This is a genomic window from Streptosporangium sp. NPDC020072, assembly GCF_040631445.1.
Lineage (GTDB): Bacteria > Actinomycetota > Actinomycetes > Streptosporangiales > Streptosporangiaceae > Streptosporangium.
The window spans coordinates 454735-470847 of the sequence record NZ_JBEYAB010000007.1 but is presented as its reverse complement, the minus strand read 5'-3'; the positions used below and the strand labels follow the sequence as shown (position 1 = coordinate 470847).

Genomic DNA, 16113 nt, shown 5'->3' with positions numbered 1-16113 from the left:
CCCCGTGAGGAGGAAGCCGAAATGGCTCCCGAGTTCCACCACCAGCTGATCGAGCAGCGCGCCGCCGACCTTCGCAGAGAGGCCGTCGAGTACCGCCGCGCCCGTGAGGCCACCCGGCGGCAGGAGGCGGAGCAGAAGCGACAGTCCTCCGGTGAGCGCCGCAGGGGTCTGTTCCGCAAGCCCGCTTCCGCATGACCACGTCACGAGGGCCCGGCCACCGGTATTCACCCGGCCGGGCCCTCCACCCCCCGTAGGTCGTCACCTCTTCCGCCGAGAGATAAATGGGAAGAAGAGTTCGTATAAGGCATGACATGCTGGAAGACATGGTGGGTCGGGCGGCAAGCCCCGTCTTCGTAGGGCGGGAGATAGAACTCGCCGCTTTGTCCGAGTCGTTCGAGCAGGCCCGGAGCACCGCGGCCGCGACGGTGCTGCTCGGGGGCGAGGCGGGGGTCGGCAAGTCACGGTTGATCGGGTTCTTCGCCGAGCGCGCCGCGAGCCGGGGGGCTCACGTGCTCATCGGCGGCTGCGTCGAACTGTCGACGGAGGGCCTGGCCTACGCGCCGTTCACCGCGGCGATCCGCCAGCTCGTGCGTGAGACGAGTGCCGAGGAGGTCGCGGCGCTGCTGCCGGTCGGCGGGGCGCGCGACCTCGCCAGACTGCTGCCCGAGTTCGGCGAGCCGAGCGGTGAGGTCGAGACCGACACCGCGAGGGGGCGGCTCTTCGAGCAGATCCTCACCCTTCTGGAACGGCTGGCCGAGCGCAACCCGGTGATCCTGGTCATCGAGGACATCCACTGGGCCGACCGGTCGAGCCGTGACCTGATCGCCTTCCTCAGCCGGAACCTCCGTACCGCCCCGGTCCTGATGGTCATGACCTACCGCTCGGACGAGTTGCACCGCCAGCACCCGCTCCGTCCCGTCCTGGCCGAGCTCGGCCGGGTCGAGGGGGTCGCCAGGCTGGAGCTGCCCAGGCTCACCCGTGACGAGGTCGCCGCCCAGATGGCCGGCATCCTCGGCACGACCCCGGAGTTCTCCCAGGTCGGACAGGTCTTCGAACGCAGCGAGGGCATCCCCCTGTTCGTCGAGGCGCTGCTCGAATGCGGCGTCGACTCCTCCTACCCCGACTCCTTGCACGACCTGATCCTCGGCGCCGTCGAACAGCTGCCCGACGAGACCCAGCGGCTGCTGCGCATCGCCGCCGCGGGCGGCATCCGGGTCGGCCACGACCTGCTGGCCGCCGTCAGCGGCCTGTCCGACGTCGATCTTGAGGACACCCTGCGGCCCGCCATCGCGGCCAACGTGCTCCAGGTCGCCGACGGCCGCGCCTACGCCTTCCGGCACGCCCTGATCCGCGAAGCCGTACACGACGAGCTGCTGCCCGGCGAGCACGTACGGCTGCACGCCCGATTCGCCGAGGAGATCGGCAGGGACCGCACCCTGGTCCCCATGGGCCGGGCCGCCATCGAGATCGCCCACCACTGGTACTCCGCCCGTGACGACCTGTGGGCCCTCATCTCGGCCTGGGAGGCCGCGGCCAAGGCGTCCAGGACCTTCGCCTACAACGAGAAGATGCAGCTGCTCGAACGGGTGCTCACGCTGTGGAACAAGGTTCCCGACGCCTCCTCGCGCATCGGCGTCGACCACACGACGGTCCTCGAAGAGGCCTCCGAGGCCGCCCACTCCTGCGGTGAGATCGACCGCGGCATGAAGTTCGTCAAGGCCGCGCTGGACGAACTCGACGAGCAGACCCAGCCAGGCCGGGTCGCCGAGCTCCTCGTACGGCTTGCCCAGTTCAAGATGTCGAAGCGCAGGCCGGGAGCTCTCGACCACTTCCGCTACGCGGCGCGCCTGGTCCCCGACCCGAGTCCGGAACGCGCCGTGGTGCTGTCCAAGCTGGGGTCCTACCTGATCTTCAGCGGTGAGGTGACGGAGGGGACCGCGCTCACCGAGGAGGCGCTGCGCATCGCCCGCGAGCACAACGACGAGTGCCTCGAAGCCGACCTGCTGCTCAACCTGGCCCTCGGCCCCTCCATCGAAGGCCGGCTTGAGGAGACGGTCGCCATCAACGAGACCGCCCAGGCCATCGGCCTGCGCAAGGCCTCCGGCCGTATCGTCCTGCGGGCGCTCAGCAACACCGTGGACGCCCTCAACAACATGGGCCGCTCCGCCGAGGCGGTCGAGCTGGCGCTCGAAGGCGAGCAACTGGCCAGGAAGTACGGCCGTTACCGCGTCTCGGGGACGTTCCTGGCCAACAACCGGGCCGAGGCCCTTGAGTCGCTCGGCCGGTTCGAGGAGGCCGCCCAGCTCGCCGAGCAGGCGCTCACCATGGACCCCACCCTGCGCACCCGCCACCACCTGCGCCGCATCAGGGCCGACGTGGCGGTCGCCCGGGGTGAGACCGAGGTGGTCAGGTCCGTGCTGAACGAGGTCGAGGCGTTCACCGTCCTGGACGAGTTCACCCAGGAGCGTTCGGCCAACTCCCGGCTCAGGATCGGCCTGCACCTGCTGGACGGCGAACCCCTGGCCGCGCTCGACGTCGCCGAACGGGTGGTCGGGGAGGCGCAGATCACCAGCAAGCCCATGCTCGGCTGGCGGGTGCTCTCCCTGCTGGCCGCGGTCGCCGAGGCCGCCGAGCCCATCGCTCCTGAGCGCGCGACGGCGCTGCGCGCCCAGGTCCAGGGGGTCGGGGCCACGATGGGCGTGCACAGCCCGGTCGCCGAGGCCTACCGGCTCAGCGTCAACGGTGACCACGACGCCGCCGCCATCACCTGGGAACGGCTCGACCGGCCCCACCCCCGTGCCAAGTCGCTGCTCCACGCGGGGCGGGCGGCGGCGGGCGCGGGTGATCGTGAGGGCGCCGCCGTACGGCTGCGCACGGCGCACCCCATCGCCGTCGCGCTGTCGGCCCGGCCCCTGCAGGCGGAGATCGAGGCGCTGGCCCGCAGGATCGGGGTTTCCCTCACCGGGGAAGGCGTCCCGGCCGCGACGGCGCCGGCAACGGCTTCCGCGACGGCGCCGCTGACCCCTCGTGAGCAGGAGGTGCTCCGTCTGGTCGCCCAGGGACGGTCGAACCGCGACATCGCGGCCGAGCTGTTCATCTCGGCCAAGACCGTCAGCGTGCACGTCTCCAACATCCTGGGCAAGCTCGGTGTCTCCACCAGGGGCGAGGCCGCCGCCGCGGCCCATCGCCTCGCCCTCATCGGCTGACATCCTGCATCATGTGATGCGTACGGGCAGCCATGTGAGGGGGAGCCATGCGGAGCGAGAACGGCGCCGCCTTCGACGTGACCGGTTCTCTCGCGGCCGCCTTCGCGGCTCCCGCCGTACGTGACGCCCCCGCCGAGGCGGCCGGGGTGCGTGAGGCGATCGCCGCCAACCTGCGCCGTGTCCGCCTGGCACGCGGTCTCAGCGTCCGTGAGCTGGCCGAGCTGACGGGGGTGAGCAAGGCGTTGATCTCCCAGGTCGAGCGGGGCGTCGCCAACCCCACGGTCGAGGTGCTCTCCCGGCTGGCCACCGCCCTCGAACTGACCTTCGGCGAGCTGACCCGCGTCAACCTGGTGGGGCCCGAGGTCGTCCGGCGTGGGGAGAACGCCCCCCTGCTGGTCGGTGACAGCGCGGTCCGCACCCTGTTCGCCGCCCCCGACCGCCGCCGTTTCGAACTGGCCGAGGGTGACATCCCGGCCGGGACCCGCAGTGCCAAGAGCTCACACGGCCGGGGGTCGGTCGAGCACGCCTACGTGGTCTCCGGGGAGGTGACGGTCGAGACGGCGGAGTGGTCGGTCACCCTGGCCGCGGGGGACGCCCTGCGGTTCGCCTCCGAGTCCGACCACCTCTACGTCACCGGCGCCCTCCCTTGCCGCGTCCTGACCCTGATCTCCTTCTCCGAGGACTGAGCCCCGTTCAGGGGGTCTCCCGCGCGGGACCCGTCCTGAGCAGGGGAACGGCGAGCAGGGCGATGGTCAGGATCGTGGCCAGCCCGGCCACCAGTATGGGAACCCGCAACGTGGTGGCGGCGGCCAGCACTCCCGCCAGCCCGCTGCCCACGGGCATGAGGCCCCAGGCCATCATCCGGTAGGCGCCAGAGACGCGGCCCATCGCGCCCGGCGGGGTGAGGCGCTGGCGGCGCGTCGCGGAGAGCACGTTCCACAGCCCCACGCCCGCGCCCATCATCGCCACACCCGTCCAGGCCGCGGCGACGGTGCCCACCAGGCCGACCAGCGTGATCCCGCCGCCGGAAACGACCATCCCCGTGATCATCACCGGGCCGTCGGAGACCCGCCTGGCCAGGCGCGGGGCCAGCCAGGTTCCCGCCAGGGTGGCGACGCCGAACGCCATGACCAGCGACCCGACCGTACGGGGGCCCATGCCCAGGCTGTCGACGGCGTAGAGCGGCAGCAGGGTGTCGAAGGCGGTCGAGGCGACACCGGCGACCATCACCATGGTGGCGAGCGTGCGCAGCCCGGGGTGTCCCAGCAGGAGACGGACGCTCTCCCCGACCCCCGCCACCAGCCGGGTACCCGTCGCCCCGGCGTCGGCGGGGAAGGCGGGGAGGGTGGCCACGAGCAGCGCGGCCGCCACGAAGCTGAGCCCGTCGACGGTGAAGGCCAACACGGGGTTGACGGCGATCACCAGGCCACCGGCGAGGGGACCGATGACGGTCATGGCCACCGTGTTGACGGCGTAGAAGCGGGAGTTCGCCTCCTGGAGATCATCCGGTCCGGCCAGGTGCACCATCATGACCTGGGAGGCGGGGTCGGCGAAGGTCTCGGCGAGCGTCAGCAGGAAGGCGAAGACGCACAGCAACGCCACCGAGTCCGCGCCCGCCGCCATGGCCGTCACCAGCACGGCCGTCAGTACGGCCCGCACCCCGTGCGCGGCGACCAGCACGGTCCGCGGCGGCGACCGGTCCACGACGGCCCCGGCGGGCAACGCGCCCAGCAGCCACGGCAACGTCTCCGCGAAGGCCACCGCGCTCGTCGCCAGCGGATCCCTGCTGCGCAGCGCGACATAGAGGGGAAGGGCCAGAAACCGCACCCCGTCCCCGCACAACGAGATCGTCCACGACCACCAGAGCCGCCGGAACCGCGGAGTCCGCACACCCACCGGCGGATTTCCCTCGGTGGCGCCGTCGGCCCGGGCGTCCGCCATCGTCCACCTCCGTGTCATGGAAACTGAACGAGGCGGTCCCGATGCTATCGAAAAACAATCTTCTTACTAAGGGATTTTCTTCCGCCGGAGACGGCCTACCGCGGTTTCCCTACGATTCGGAAATGGCGGCCACGGCTTCGATCTCGATGAGGATGTCAGGCCGGAACAGGCCCGCGACCTGGACGAGGGAACTCGTCGGAGGACGCTCCAGGTTGATGAACTCGTCCCGTACGGCCCGCACGGTCGCCAGCGCCGAGGTGTCCACCACGAAGATCGTCAACTTGAAGACGTCGTCCCAGGTCGCCCCGCCCGCTTCGAGGGCGGCTCCCACGTTCCGCATGACCTGGCGGGTCTGCGCCTCCCAGTCACCCGCCGTCGCGACCGTCCCCTCGGCGTCGATCGGGACCTGCCCCGAGGTCCACACGATCCTGCTACCAGGGGGAATGCTCGCCACGTGGCTGTAGCCGTTGGTCGGCGGCAGGGTCGAGGGCGTTCCGAACTCGATGGATGTCATGGTCCCGTTCCTTGTGCTGTGTCACCCGTAACACCCGAAACTCTGCCAGGCCCTCCCGTTCACACGACCACGGGGTCGGGGCGTGAGGGCCTCCGTATCCGCCGACCCAGGACCGGAGAAGTGGAATTCTTTCCGCCCGGCCATGGAAATGGGATTTGTGTAGCGTGGCCATATGGATTTCTTCACCGCGCCGCCGCCTCCCGAGCGGAAACCGATGAAGCGGGAAAAGAGACCACCCTGGCTCGGCCCTCCCGAGGATTTCGTCGGTGCCGTCGTGCCCGTCGACCGAACGCTGTTCCGCACGGAGACACTGGCCATCGTGCTCACCGACGCCCTCGCCTTTCCCGAAGGGGTGACGCTCAACGTGCGAATGGCGTTCCGCCGGTTGGAGGGAGTCAACGACGACGTCTGGTGGGACCGCCACGACCGGCTGTTCGATTTTCACGGCCATCACGGCTCCCGCCTCTCGGATGAGGTCATGCGGCTCGGCGTCCGTTTCTCCGACGGGTCGAAGGCGACGACCGTGGACGGCGCACTGGACGCCGAGGAATGGCCTCCCCCTCGTCCGGACGGTCCGGTCCTGCACTGCCGACGGTCGGGCAACAGATCGGGGAGCGACGACTTCGCCACCGGGCACTGGCCGTTGTGGTTGTGGCCGTTGCCGCCGCCGGAGCCGTTCGAGGTCGCCGTCGAGTGGCCCGCCTTCGAGGTGCCGCTGACGTTCACCGAGATCGACGGCGCACCGCTCGTCGCCGCCGCGAGGCGCGCGCACTCCTACTGGCCCTGACCCTCCCCTGGCCGGCGAACCGCGCGGGTGCGCCAGCCGTATAGAAAAAGGATTTTTCAGGATAAATCCGTCTATATGGGTGCGCCGTATCGATCGGGACACCGCACTTATGGGGTGCTATGTGGTGAAAAAACACCCGGACGGGCCGTGGGGTTGCGTACTTTGACCGCATGGATTTCTTCACCCCCCCTCCACGACTCGGCCGGGACCTGGCCTCGGAGGAGAGAGATCAGCCCCCGTGGGCAGGCCCCCCGAAGGATCTGCTCGGCGGCACCGTGGCCGTCGAGCAGACGCTGTTCCAGAGCGACTCGATCACGATCGTCCTCGCCAGTGCCGTCGCCTTCCCCGAGAACGTGAAGTTCCACGTACGGCTGGCGGCACGACGACTCCTCGACGAGGACGAGGACAGCTGGTGGGAACGGCGTGGCCTGATGTTCGAGGGACGCCGCAACCGGACCCGCCCCAGCCGCCTCCTTGAGGACGAGGTCCTGCGCTTCGGCGTGCGCCTGCCCGACGGCTCCAAGGCGACGACCGTGGACGGCAGGACGAACTCCGACGAGTGGCCGCCGCCGCGTCCCAAGGGACCCGTCCTGCGTCAGGGCGGCGGAGGCGGCGGAGGCGGTGGAGGCCGCCTGGCCACCGGCCACTGGAACCTGTGGATGTGGCCGCTGCCGCCGCCGGAGCCGTTCGAGTTCGTGGTCCAGTGGCCCGCGTTCGACGTGCCGCTGACCTTCACCAAGATCGACGGCGAGGCCCTCACCACCGCCGCGGAACGGGCCCGCTCCTACTGGTCCTGATCACTCGCCGCCCGGGCCCGGCCGCCTCCGGCGCCCACACGACCACCGGTCACCCGGCGAAGAACACCGAGAACGCCGCCGGTCCCAGGAAACACACGGCCAGGACCGGCGGCTCCCTCGACCCGGCCCGGCTCAGGGATCGGCGAGAGGGCGCATCAGGGCCTGCAGGGTGGACAGGTCGGGAGTGGCTCCGAAGAAGGCCGCGTCGGCGGCCTCCACGACGCCGATGGCCCGCCGTGCCAGTTCGGCGCCCTCGTCGGTGGTCCTCAGCAACTTGGCCCGGGTGTCCGCCGGATCGACCTCCCGCCTGAGGAGGCCCTTGTCCTCCAGCCTGCGCAGCACCTGCGAGGTCATCTTCACGTCGGTGCCCGCGCGTCTGGCCAGGCTGAGCTGGTTGGGACTCTCGCCGTGGGAGTTCATCCACCAGGCGGTCGCCAGCAGCACGAACTGCACGTGGGTGAGGTCCAGCGGGGCGAGGGCGGCGACGATCTCCCGCTGCCAGCGCAGCGTGACGTGCCACAGCAGGAACCCCGGGCTCTCGTCCGGATGGGCGACCACGGCCTAACCCTCCTCCGCCCGCTTCACCAGCGCGGCCACCACGTCGGGGAAGTCCGCGGTGATCGCCGGACCGAGCTGGGGCCCGACCTCGTCCGCGGCCTGTCCGACGATCTCCGTACGGTAGGTCACCCGGGTCCGTCCCGCGTCGAGCCGCTCCAGCCGGTGCACGGTGCGCACGACGAACCCACCGGCGTCCATCTCGTCGGTGAACACCTCACCCGGCACGATCTCCACCAGGCGCAACTCGACGGGGTCCTCCCCCGGCGGGGTCATCCTGAACGCCGTGCCCACGGCGAACGGGCCGTCGACCTCGATCTTCTCGATCCCGTCGTTCCACTGTGGCCACGTCTCCATGTCGGACCAGCGACGCCACAGCGCCTCAGGAGCGGCGGTGGTCTCGACGCTGTGCTCGTACTCCCACATGGGTCTCCCCTTCGACATTTAGGATGCGCGCAGACTATCTTCGCGGCGACTAACCCGTCAAACCCTCCCGAACCCGTCAGGCGACGTCCACGTGCAGGAATGTCGAGAACCCGGCCAACGGGCCCGTCCTCACCCACGGCCCGACGGACCACCACCAGGCCGTTCCCGCCGAGGGCGGCCCATGACCACCGGCACCGACACGACGCCGAACTCGGCCACCACAAGGACTGGCAGGAGTCAGAACGCCGGTACCTGCGTTCGGCCGGGAGCGGCGGGGGCCCGGCCGCGATGTTCGCGGGCAAGCTGAAGGCGCGGCGCGTACGCCGAGGCGGTGCCGCCGCTGCGCGTCGCCGCCGAACGCCGGCGCGAGGTCAGGCGGCGCTACGACCCGGACGACCTTGAGCTGCTGACCAGGATGGTGGACCCGGCGAGGGAGTTCGCCGAGGCGGAGGCCGCCCTGACCCCCGGGTGACCCGGGCAGGCCACTGCGGCGTTAACCGAGCCAGCCCGGGGAGCCGTCGGGGACGCTGGCCAGCAACGTCCGCGTGTAGGGGTGGGAGGGGGCGTCGAGGACCTGGTCGACGGGGCCCGTCTCCACGCACCGGCCCGCCTCAAGCACGTAGAGCCGGTCGGCGACCTGACGGACGACCGCCAGGTCATGGGTGATGAACAGCATCGCCATGGACAGCCGTTCCCGCAGTTCGGCCAGGAGGGCGAGGATCTGCGCCTGCACCGAGACGTCGAGCGCGGAGACCGGTTCGTCGCAGATCAGCAGCCGGGGCTCACCCGCCACCGCACGGGCGATCGCGACCCGCTGACGTTCGCCGCCGGACAGCCCGGCGGGGCGCGTCCCGGCCGTGTCGCGGCTCAGGCCGACCGATTCGAGCAGCCGGGCGACGTCTCCCGGGGTGGCCGGGCGGCCGTCGGCGCGCAGGGCCTCGGCCAGGGTCGCCCCGATCGTGCGGGCGGGGTTGAGCGTCGAATAGGGGTCCTGGAAGATCATCTGCGCGGTGCGCCGGGCCTGGCGCACCGCCGTACGGCTCAGCCTGCCGTAGTCGGAGCAGTCGATCCCGTCGAGCAGGACCGTGCCCGCGTCGGGGCGTTCCAGCCCGGCGACGCAGCGGGCGAGCGTGGTCTTGCCCGACCCCGACTCACCGACCACGCCGACCACCTCGCCGGGCGCGACGGTGAGGCTCACCCCGGCGAGGGCGGGCCGGGCGGATCCGGCGAAGGTTCTGCGCAGGTCACGCAGGTCGAGCACCGGGGCGGCCGTGACCGGGGCGCCAGGCGCGACCCCCGGTGCGGGCGCGGGCCTGGCGGGCAGCTCGGCGGCGCGCAGGCAGGCCGACTCCCGGCCAGGCCGTACCGGCAGAGCCGAGGGCCGTACGGCCAGGCACCCGGGCACGGCCAGGGAGCAGCGGGCGGCGAAGGCGCACCGGTCGGCGACCGCGTCGTGGGCCGGCACGGAGCCGGGGACGGCCGGGATGACGGCCAGACGCCGATCGGCGGGCGGTTCGGCCGCCAGCAGGGCCCGGGTGTAGGGGTGGAGCTGCTCGTCCCGTACGGCCGCCGCCCCACCGCTCTCCATGATCCGCCCGGCGTACATCACCATGACCCGGTCGCAGGTGGAGAAGGCCAGCCGCAGGTCGTGGGTGATGAGCACGAACGCCATGCCCCGGTCCCGCTGGATGCGCCGGACCAGGGCGAGCACCTCACGCTGGGTGGTCGCGTCGAGCGCGGTCGTCGGCTCGTCGGCGACCAGCACGCGGGGCCCGCCCGCGAGCGCGGCGGCCAGGCCGACACGCTGCCGCATACCGCCGGACAGCTGGAACGGGTAGCGCCCGGCCACGTCCCCGGGCAGCCCGACCTCGGCCAGCAGCCTGGGCACCTCGGTCGCGGCGTCGGCCCCCTTCGGCAGCCCGTCGGCGATCTGCCTCCCCACCCGGCGCAGCGGGTTGAGCAGCGTGAACGGGTCCTGCATGAGGAGGGAGACCACGCCGCCGCGCTGCCGGGCGCGGGTTCGGGGGTCGTCGTCGACCCGCACGCCGTCGACGCTCACCCGGCCGGAGGCGTCGAGTCCCCTGGGCAGCAGGCCGAGCGTCGCCCTGACCGTGAGCGACTTGCCGGAACCGGACTCACCGACGATCGCGAGGGACTCCCCCGGCGCGACGTCGAAGGAGACCTCGGACAACAGGGTCCTGCCGGTCGCGGGCTGCCGTACGGTCAGCCCCTCGACCGTGATCCCACCCTCTTGTGCCATCCTCAGCGCGCCCTTCCCCGCGCGTCCACGCGTTCGTAGAGCCAGTCACCCACGATGTTGAGCGCGGCGGCGACGGCGATGATCGCCAGGCCGGGGGCGATCACCGTCCAGGGGTTGGCCAGGAACTGGGTGCGGTTGTCCGACAGCGTCCGCCCCCAGTCGGGTGAGCCCGCCGCGACACCGAGACCGAGGAAGGACAGCGAGGCCAGCGAGACCAGGGCGTAGGCGAAGTTGAGGAACACGTTGGCCAGTGCGACGGGCGCGATGTTCGGCCACACGTGCCGCGTCATGATCCGCCAGGAGGAGAGGTTCTTCATCTGGGCGGCCTCGACGTAGGGACGGTGCCGCTGTTCGAGTACGGCTCCGCGCACCACCCGTGTGTCGGTCGGCGAGAACAGCACGACCAGTACGGCGATGGCCAGGCCGTACCCGCCGCCGAGCACACCCGCCACGACGATGGCGACCAGCAGGGCGGGCAGCGAGAACACCAGGTCGGCCCAGCGCATGACCAGCGCGTCCACCCAGCCGCCGAGGTATCCGGCGGGCAGCCCGGCCAGGTTGCCGACGACCATCGAGCCGAGGGCCACGCACAGTGCCCCCGGCACGGCCGTACGGGCTCCGGCGACCAGCAGGTCCAGCACGTCGCGGCCCAGGTCGTCGGTGCCGAGCGGGTGGCCGGGGCCGGGGCCGCTGATGCCCAGCATCAGGTCCTGGGCGGTGGCGTCCGGCACGATCCAGGGGGAGAAGGCGGCGGCGACGGCCGCCAGGACAAGCACCAGGAGCGCGACGGCCACACTCACCGGGGCGCGCAGCCACGCGGGCCGCGCCACGCCTCTCCTGCGGACCTCCACGGCCTCCCGCGGACGACGGCCGGTGAACGGGCGCCTCACGAGGCCCTCCCGCCGAACCTGACCCTGGGGTCGGCCAGGGAGTAGCCGACGTCGACCAGGAGGTTGACGGCGGCGATGAGCAGGGTGAGCAGCAACGCGAGCGCCTGGACCACGGGCACGTCCTTGAAGGTGACCGAGTCGACCAGCAGGGAGCCGAGGCCGGGCAGCGCGAAGGTCACCTCGACCAGTACGGTCCCGGCCAGCATGCCGGTCACGACCAGCCCGGCGGCGGTGAGGATCGGCACGAGCGAGTTGCGCAGCGCGTAGGCCAGGACCCCGGCGCCGCCCAGGCCGCGTGCCCTGGCGAAGACCACGTAGTCCTGGTCGAGTTCGCGGATGAGCGCGGCCCTGCTGAAACGGACGAGCATGCCCACGGCGCCCACGGCCAGCGCGGCGGCGGGCAGCGTCAGATGCCAGATCCGGTCGGCCAGGCCCTCGCCGGTGCCGTACACGGGGAACCAGCCGAGCCAGGCGGCGAAGACCACGAGCAGCAGCAGTCCCACGGCGAACGGCGGGGCGCTCAGCCCTACCACTCCGGCCGTGACCGTGAACCGGTCGGTCGCCCTGCCCCGCCGTACGGCTCCCGCGACGCCGAGGGGGACGCCGACGAGCACCGCGAGCAGCGTGCCGTACCCGGTGAGCGCCAAGGTGAGCGGCAGCCGTTCGCCGATCATGTCCGCGACCGGGGAGCCGGTCCTGATGGAGACGCCGAGGTCGCCGCGCAGGACGCCGCCGAGCCAGGTGAGGTACCGCACCGGCAGCGGGTCGTCGAGGTGGTAGCGGGCCTGGATGGCGGCGATGGTCTCCGGCGTGGCGGGACGGGTGCCGAGCAGGGTCTGCTGGACCGAGCCCGGGGCGAGGTAGAGCAGGCCGAACACCCCGACGGAGACCAGCGCGACGACGACGGCGGTCCCCGCCAGCCTGCGCGCCAGAAAGGCGCCCCAGCCCCGCCCGGCACGCCGGACACGGTGACCGCCCTCTCCCGGAGCGGCCTCCCGGACGCCCCCGTGAGAGCCGTCCCCCGTGGCGTCCTCGCGCGAGCCGTTCTCCCGGACGCCCTCGTAAGCGCCGCCTCCCACGGCGGCCTCCCGGACGTCCCCGTGAGAGCCGTCGTCCCCGTCCGGCGGGAGGCCGTCCCGGCTCCGCCCGTCCATCACAGCACCCCGTTCTCCGTCAACCAGGCGAGCACGCGGCCGGCCGCGTCGTGACGGTGTCCCGGCTCGGTCAGCTCGTGGCCCTCCCGAGGGTAGACGACGAGCTGAGTCCTCACTCCGGCCGCTGACCAGGCGCGATAGAGCTGGTCCGCCTGCCCGGCGGGGGTGGTTCTGTCCTCGGCGCCGTGCAGGATCAGCGTCGGGGTGGTCACGGCTCCGGCGTGACAGACCGGGGAACGCGCGGCGAGGAACTCCCTGCCCTCCGGGGTGGTCGCGTCGGCGCCCCGGTGGTACAGCGGGTCGAAGCCGCCCGCGAGGTTGCTCGCGGTGGTGAAGCTGAGCCAGTCGGCGACGCCGGACATCACGACCGCCGCCCTGAACCTCCTGGTCCGCGTCACCGCCCACGCGCTGAGATAGCCGCCGTAGCTCAGCCCGAGCACCGCCATCCGCCCGGGGTCGGCGATCCCGGCCGCCACGAGGTGGTCGGTCCCGGCGAGCACGTCCCCGAGGTCCTCCTCGCCGACGTGCCCGATGACCCGGCGGGCGTAGTCCTGCCCGCGTCCGCTGCTGCCCCGGGGGTTGGGCAGCAGTACGGCGGCGCCCGCGTGCGCCAGCGGCAGCGCGAGCTGGTTGGACTCGGCGGGGGCGAAGGCGCTCGACCACAGCCAGGTCGGCCCGCCGTGCGCGATCACCACCAGCGGCCTCGGCCCCGGCGCCTCCCCCGAGGTCAGCAGCAGCCCCTGGACCGTGAGCCCGTCGGGCCCGGTCCAGCTCACCTCCTCCTGCCGTACGGCCAGCCGCGCGAGGTCGGTGTTGAGGGCGGTGACCTGGTGCCACGCACCCTCGGTGAGGACGGAGAGCGCGATCTCCGGCGGTCGCCCGGCCGTCTCCCAGACGGCGGCGGCACGGGTGCCGGTGCGGTCCGGCGACAGCGACGGCTGACCGTCGCGCCCGCCGAGGGTGCCCCAGGCCGTCCAGCGGCTCAGCACCCGCCCTTCGGCGGTCATGGTGCCGCCGTGCGTGCCGGTTCCCGACCACCCGGTGAACCACAGGGTGTGCTCGTCGAGCCAGCCCAGGTCGGTGACGTCGTCCACGGTGGTCAGCCGGGTCACCGTACCGCTCTCCAGGTCGAGGTGGACGACCCGTCCCGAGACGATGGACAGCCCCTCGACCACGACGGCGGCGCGTCCACCGGGGGCCAGCCTGGGGCGGCTGAGCTGCCAGGAGGTGGTCAGCAGGGTCCGGGTCCCCCCGGTGGCCGGGTCGATCAGGACGAGGCCGGGCCGGTAGTACCCGCCGGGGGTCTCATCCGCCGAGGTCACGGCCAGGGCGAGGCCGTCGCGCCAGTCGGCCTCCCAGACGGTCAGACCGGGGGTGGGGACGGGCCTCGGGGCCGGGTCCCCGACCCTGAGCAGGGCGAGCCGCCGCAGCCGTCCGCCCGGGGTCCTGACGAACGGGTCGGCGGCCGGGTCGGCCACCCGGAGCCCGAGGTGGCTGCCGTCGCGTTCGCTTCCGGGGTCGGCGAGCCGTACGAGGACGGTGCCGTCGGCGTCGGCGACCAGGTCCTCGATCTCCCCGTCGACCCCGGCCCGCCAGACGGTGACGAGGTCGTCGCCCGCGCGGACCTCGACGTGGTCGAGGGCCTGCCCGTCGCCCGAGGCGAGCAGCAGCCGCCCGTCGGGCAGCCAGCGGGTCAGCGCGTGCCCGCGTCCCGCGACCTCGGGAACCGGGGTGGGGACGGCGTCCGCACGGGTGAGGTCGAGCACGTGGGCGACGGGTTCGGCCTCGGACGGGGGCAGGACGCAGGCGACGCGGGTGCCCTCGGGGTGCAGCGCGACGGCGTCGGGCACCCGGAGGGTCGCCAGGGCCGCGTGCGCCCGCAGTCCCGCGTCCCGCGAGAGGTCCACGACGGTCATGGGCGGGTGGTGAGCTTGGCGGCCCAGGGGCCGACGAAGAAGTAGGGGCCGAACTCCCCGGCGCCGATCTTCGGCCCGAACGCGGTGGCCGCCTCTCCCCACCACAGCGGCTGGTAGGGAACGTCGGCCGCGGCCCTGACCAGCGCGTCGCCCAGCAGCTTGCCCCTGGCGGCGTCGTCGGTGCTCTTCTTGGCGTCGTCGAGCAGCCCGGTCACCTCGGCGTTGGCGTACTCGGCGATGTTGGAGCCGTTCTCCCCGGCGTAGGCGCCGTTGAGCAGTTGCTGGACGTACTCGGAGGGGTCACCGGTCGTGGCGAAGTACCACCCGAGGTAGACGCCGGAGTCGTGCTTGCCCAGCTCGGAGATCCACTGTTCGAGGGGGATCTCCTTGACCTCCAGCGTGATGCCGATGGTCTTGAGGTTCTCGGCGAGGGTGAGGGCCGCCCTGCCGAGCTGGGGGCCGCTGCTTGGGTAGGTCAGCACGTCGGAGAAGCCACCCGGCACCGAGGAGAGAGCCAGCTCCTCCTTGGCCTTGGCGAGGTCGAAGCCGTACTGCGGGATGCGCGCGTAGAGGTCCTTGACCTGGGCCTCGTCGAGCACGCCGCCCCACTGGGCCGGGTCGGGGACGGTCGTCGCGACCTGGCCGTGGCCGCGCAGCACGCTGCGCACGATGCCCTCGCGGTCCACGGCGTGGGCGACCGCCTTACGGACGTGGACGTCGTTCCAGGGCTTCTTGGCGGTGTTGAAGGCCAGGGTGACCAGGGACCGGTCGCTGGCCGTGCGGACCTCGACGCCGGAGATCGCCTTCCACTGGTCGATCTGCTCGGCGGGGACGTTCAGCGCGACGTCGACGGAGCCGCCGCGCATGGCCAGCAGCCGGGTCGACTCCTCGGGGACGAAGTCCAGCCTGATCTGCCGGTAGGGGACCTTGCCGCCCCACCAGGCGTCGTTGCGCTCCAGCGTCACGTGCGAGTCGGGCGCGAACTCGGTCACCTTGTACGGCCCGGTGCCGAGGATCTTCCCGGCCGGGGTGCCGATGTTCTCGCCGGTCGTCTCGACGAACTTCCTGCTCGTGATCTGCAGGGTGCCCGGGGAGGGGGTCCAGGCGAAGGAGGCGTCCGGCTCCTTCAGGGTGATCGTGACCGTGGAGCCGTCGGCCTTGATCTCGTCCACGTTGGCGTAGGCGTAGGCGTAGGCCGAGGTGGAGCCCTTCCTGGCGTGCAGGTCGAGGCTGGCCACGACGTCGTCGGCGGTCAGCGGGGTGCCGTCGGTGAAGGTCACCCCGGAGCGGATCCGGTAGAGGTAGGTCTTCGGGTCCTTGCGCTCCCACGACTCGGCGAGGGCGGGCTGGAGGCCGCCGTCCTGCCCGACGCCGACGAGCGCCTCCTGGCAGAGGAGGGCGACGACGTAGTTCATGATGCCCGCCTCCTTGCTCGCGTCGAGTGAGCCGATCGAGGAGGGCAGCGCGACCCTGAGCAGGTCGGTCTTCCCGGCGGCGGGAGGGGGAGGGGTCGAGCCGCAGGCGGCGAGACCGGGGATCGCGGCCAGGCCGCCCACGATGGCGAGGGATCTCAGGAGGGAACGCCGGGTGAGGGCGACGTCGGGGAGACCGGTCACGGAGACCTACTTTCTGCGACCAGCCAGCCTGTCTAGCTGCTGCGTCTACCA

The 16113-nt window shown here is 72.1% G+C and carries 15 protein-coding genes; 6 read left to right on the top strand and 9 right to left on the bottom strand.

All coding sequences use genetic code 11. From position 1 onward, the window contains the following. Positions 1 to 21 precede the first annotated feature (21 nt). The 3 genes from ABZ470_RS19845 to ABZ470_RS19835 all read left to right on the top strand — a co-directional run bounded on the left by ABZ470_RS19845 (position 22) and on the right by ABZ470_RS19835 (position 3892). Positions 22 to 195: a hypothetical protein gene (locus ABZ470_RS19845; protein WP_352010761.1), complete on the top strand. Its 174-nt coding sequence runs from the start codon at positions 22 to 24 to the stop codon at positions 193 to 195. A 116-nt stretch (positions 196 to 311) separates the two neighbouring features. Then, positions 312 to 3206, top strand: a complete 2895-nt coding sequence (locus ABZ470_RS19840) for an AAA family ATPase (RefSeq protein ID WP_362912715.1) — start codon at positions 312 to 314, stop codon at positions 3204 to 3206. 47 nt (positions 3207 to 3253) lie between these two features. Next, complete coding sequence (locus ABZ470_RS19835; RefSeq protein ID WP_362912713.1) at positions 3254 to 3892, top strand: XRE family transcriptional regulator; 639 nt, start codon at positions 3254 to 3256, stop codon at positions 3890 to 3892. A 7-nt stretch (positions 3893 to 3899) separates the two neighbouring features. On the opposite strand, the gene ABZ470_RS19830 is transcribed toward ABZ470_RS19835, so the two are convergent. Together ABZ470_RS19830 and ABZ470_RS19825 are read right to left on the bottom strand one after the other, a co-directional pair. Continuing rightward, a complete protein-coding gene (locus ABZ470_RS19830) occupies positions 3900 to 5147 on the bottom strand; it encodes an MFS transporter (RefSeq protein ID WP_362912711.1) in 1248 nt (415 codons plus the stop codon). Positions 5148 to 5256: 109 nt separating this feature from the next. Next, positions 5257 to 5661: a RidA family protein gene (locus ABZ470_RS19825; protein WP_352010765.1), complete on the bottom strand. Its 405-nt coding sequence runs from the start codon at positions 5659 to 5661 to the stop codon at positions 5257 to 5259. 172 nt (positions 5662 to 5833) lie between these two features. On the opposite strand from ABZ470_RS19825, the gene ABZ470_RS19820 reads away from it, so the two are divergent. Continuing rightward, the gene (locus ABZ470_RS19820; protein ID WP_362912709.1) at positions 5834 to 6448 is read left to right on the top strand and encodes a hypothetical protein; all 615 of its coding nucleotides are present in this window, start codon (positions 5834 to 5836) and stop codon (positions 6446 to 6448) included. Positions 6449 to 6618: 170 nt separating this feature from the next. Continuing rightward, on the top strand, positions 6619 to 7245 hold the full coding sequence (locus ABZ470_RS19815) for a hypothetical protein (RefSeq protein WP_352010767.1): 627 nt from the start codon (positions 6619 to 6621) through the stop codon (positions 7243 to 7245). Between the two features lie 132 nt (positions 7246 to 7377). On the opposite strand, the gene ABZ470_RS19810 is transcribed toward ABZ470_RS19815, so the two are convergent. Next, complete coding sequence (locus tag ABZ470_RS19810) at positions 7378 to 7803, bottom strand: MarR family transcriptional regulator (protein WP_362912707.1); 426 nt, start codon at positions 7801 to 7803, stop codon at positions 7378 to 7380. A gap of 3 nt (positions 7804 to 7806) precedes the next feature. Continuing rightward, positions 7807 to 8226: an SRPBCC family protein gene (locus tag ABZ470_RS19805; RefSeq protein ID WP_362912704.1), complete on the bottom strand. Its 420-nt coding sequence runs from the start codon at positions 8224 to 8226 to the stop codon at positions 7807 to 7809. Positions 8227 to 8557: 331 nt separating this feature from the next. Here ABZ470_RS19805 and ABZ470_RS19800 point away from each other — a divergent pair, with 331 nt between their 5' ends. Further along, positions 8558 to 8698, top strand: a complete 141-nt coding sequence (locus tag ABZ470_RS19800; protein ID WP_362912702.1) for a hypothetical protein — start codon at positions 8558 to 8560, stop codon at positions 8696 to 8698. Between the two features lie 21 nt (positions 8699 to 8719). Here ABZ470_RS19800 and ABZ470_RS19795 read toward each other — a convergent pair whose 3' ends face one another. Genes ABZ470_RS19795 through ABZ470_RS19775 form a run of 5 tightly spaced genes read right to left on the bottom strand, consistent with a single transcriptional unit; the run spans position 8720 to position 16062 of the window. Next, positions 8720 to 10486, bottom strand: coding sequence for an ABC transporter ATP-binding protein (locus ABZ470_RS19795; RefSeq protein WP_362912700.1), 1767 nt, complete (start codon positions 10484 to 10486; stop codon positions 8720 to 8722). A gap of 2 nt (positions 10487 to 10488) precedes the next feature. Continuing rightward, entirely contained in the window at positions 10489 to 11376 is an 888-nt protein-coding gene (locus ABZ470_RS19790; protein ID WP_362912698.1) for an ABC transporter permease, read from the bottom strand. Beyond that, positions 11373 to 12530: an ABC transporter permease gene (locus ABZ470_RS19785; RefSeq protein ID WP_362912696.1), complete on the bottom strand. Its 1158-nt coding sequence runs from the start codon at positions 12528 to 12530 to the stop codon at positions 11373 to 11375. The genes ABZ470_RS19790 and ABZ470_RS19785 overlap by 4 nt, the downstream gene beginning before the upstream one ends. Continuing rightward, positions 12530 to 14446, bottom strand: a complete 1917-nt coding sequence (locus ABZ470_RS19780) for a prolyl oligopeptidase family serine peptidase (RefSeq protein WP_362912694.1) — start codon at positions 14444 to 14446, stop codon at positions 12530 to 12532. The genes ABZ470_RS19785 and ABZ470_RS19780 overlap by 1 nt, the downstream gene beginning before the upstream one ends. Beyond that, positions 14443 to 16062: an ABC transporter substrate-binding protein gene (locus ABZ470_RS19775; protein ID WP_362912692.1), complete on the bottom strand. Its 1620-nt coding sequence runs from the start codon at positions 16060 to 16062 to the stop codon at positions 14443 to 14445. The genes ABZ470_RS19780 and ABZ470_RS19775 overlap by 4 nt, the downstream gene beginning before the upstream one ends. Positions 16063 to 16113: the final 51 nt, after the last annotated feature.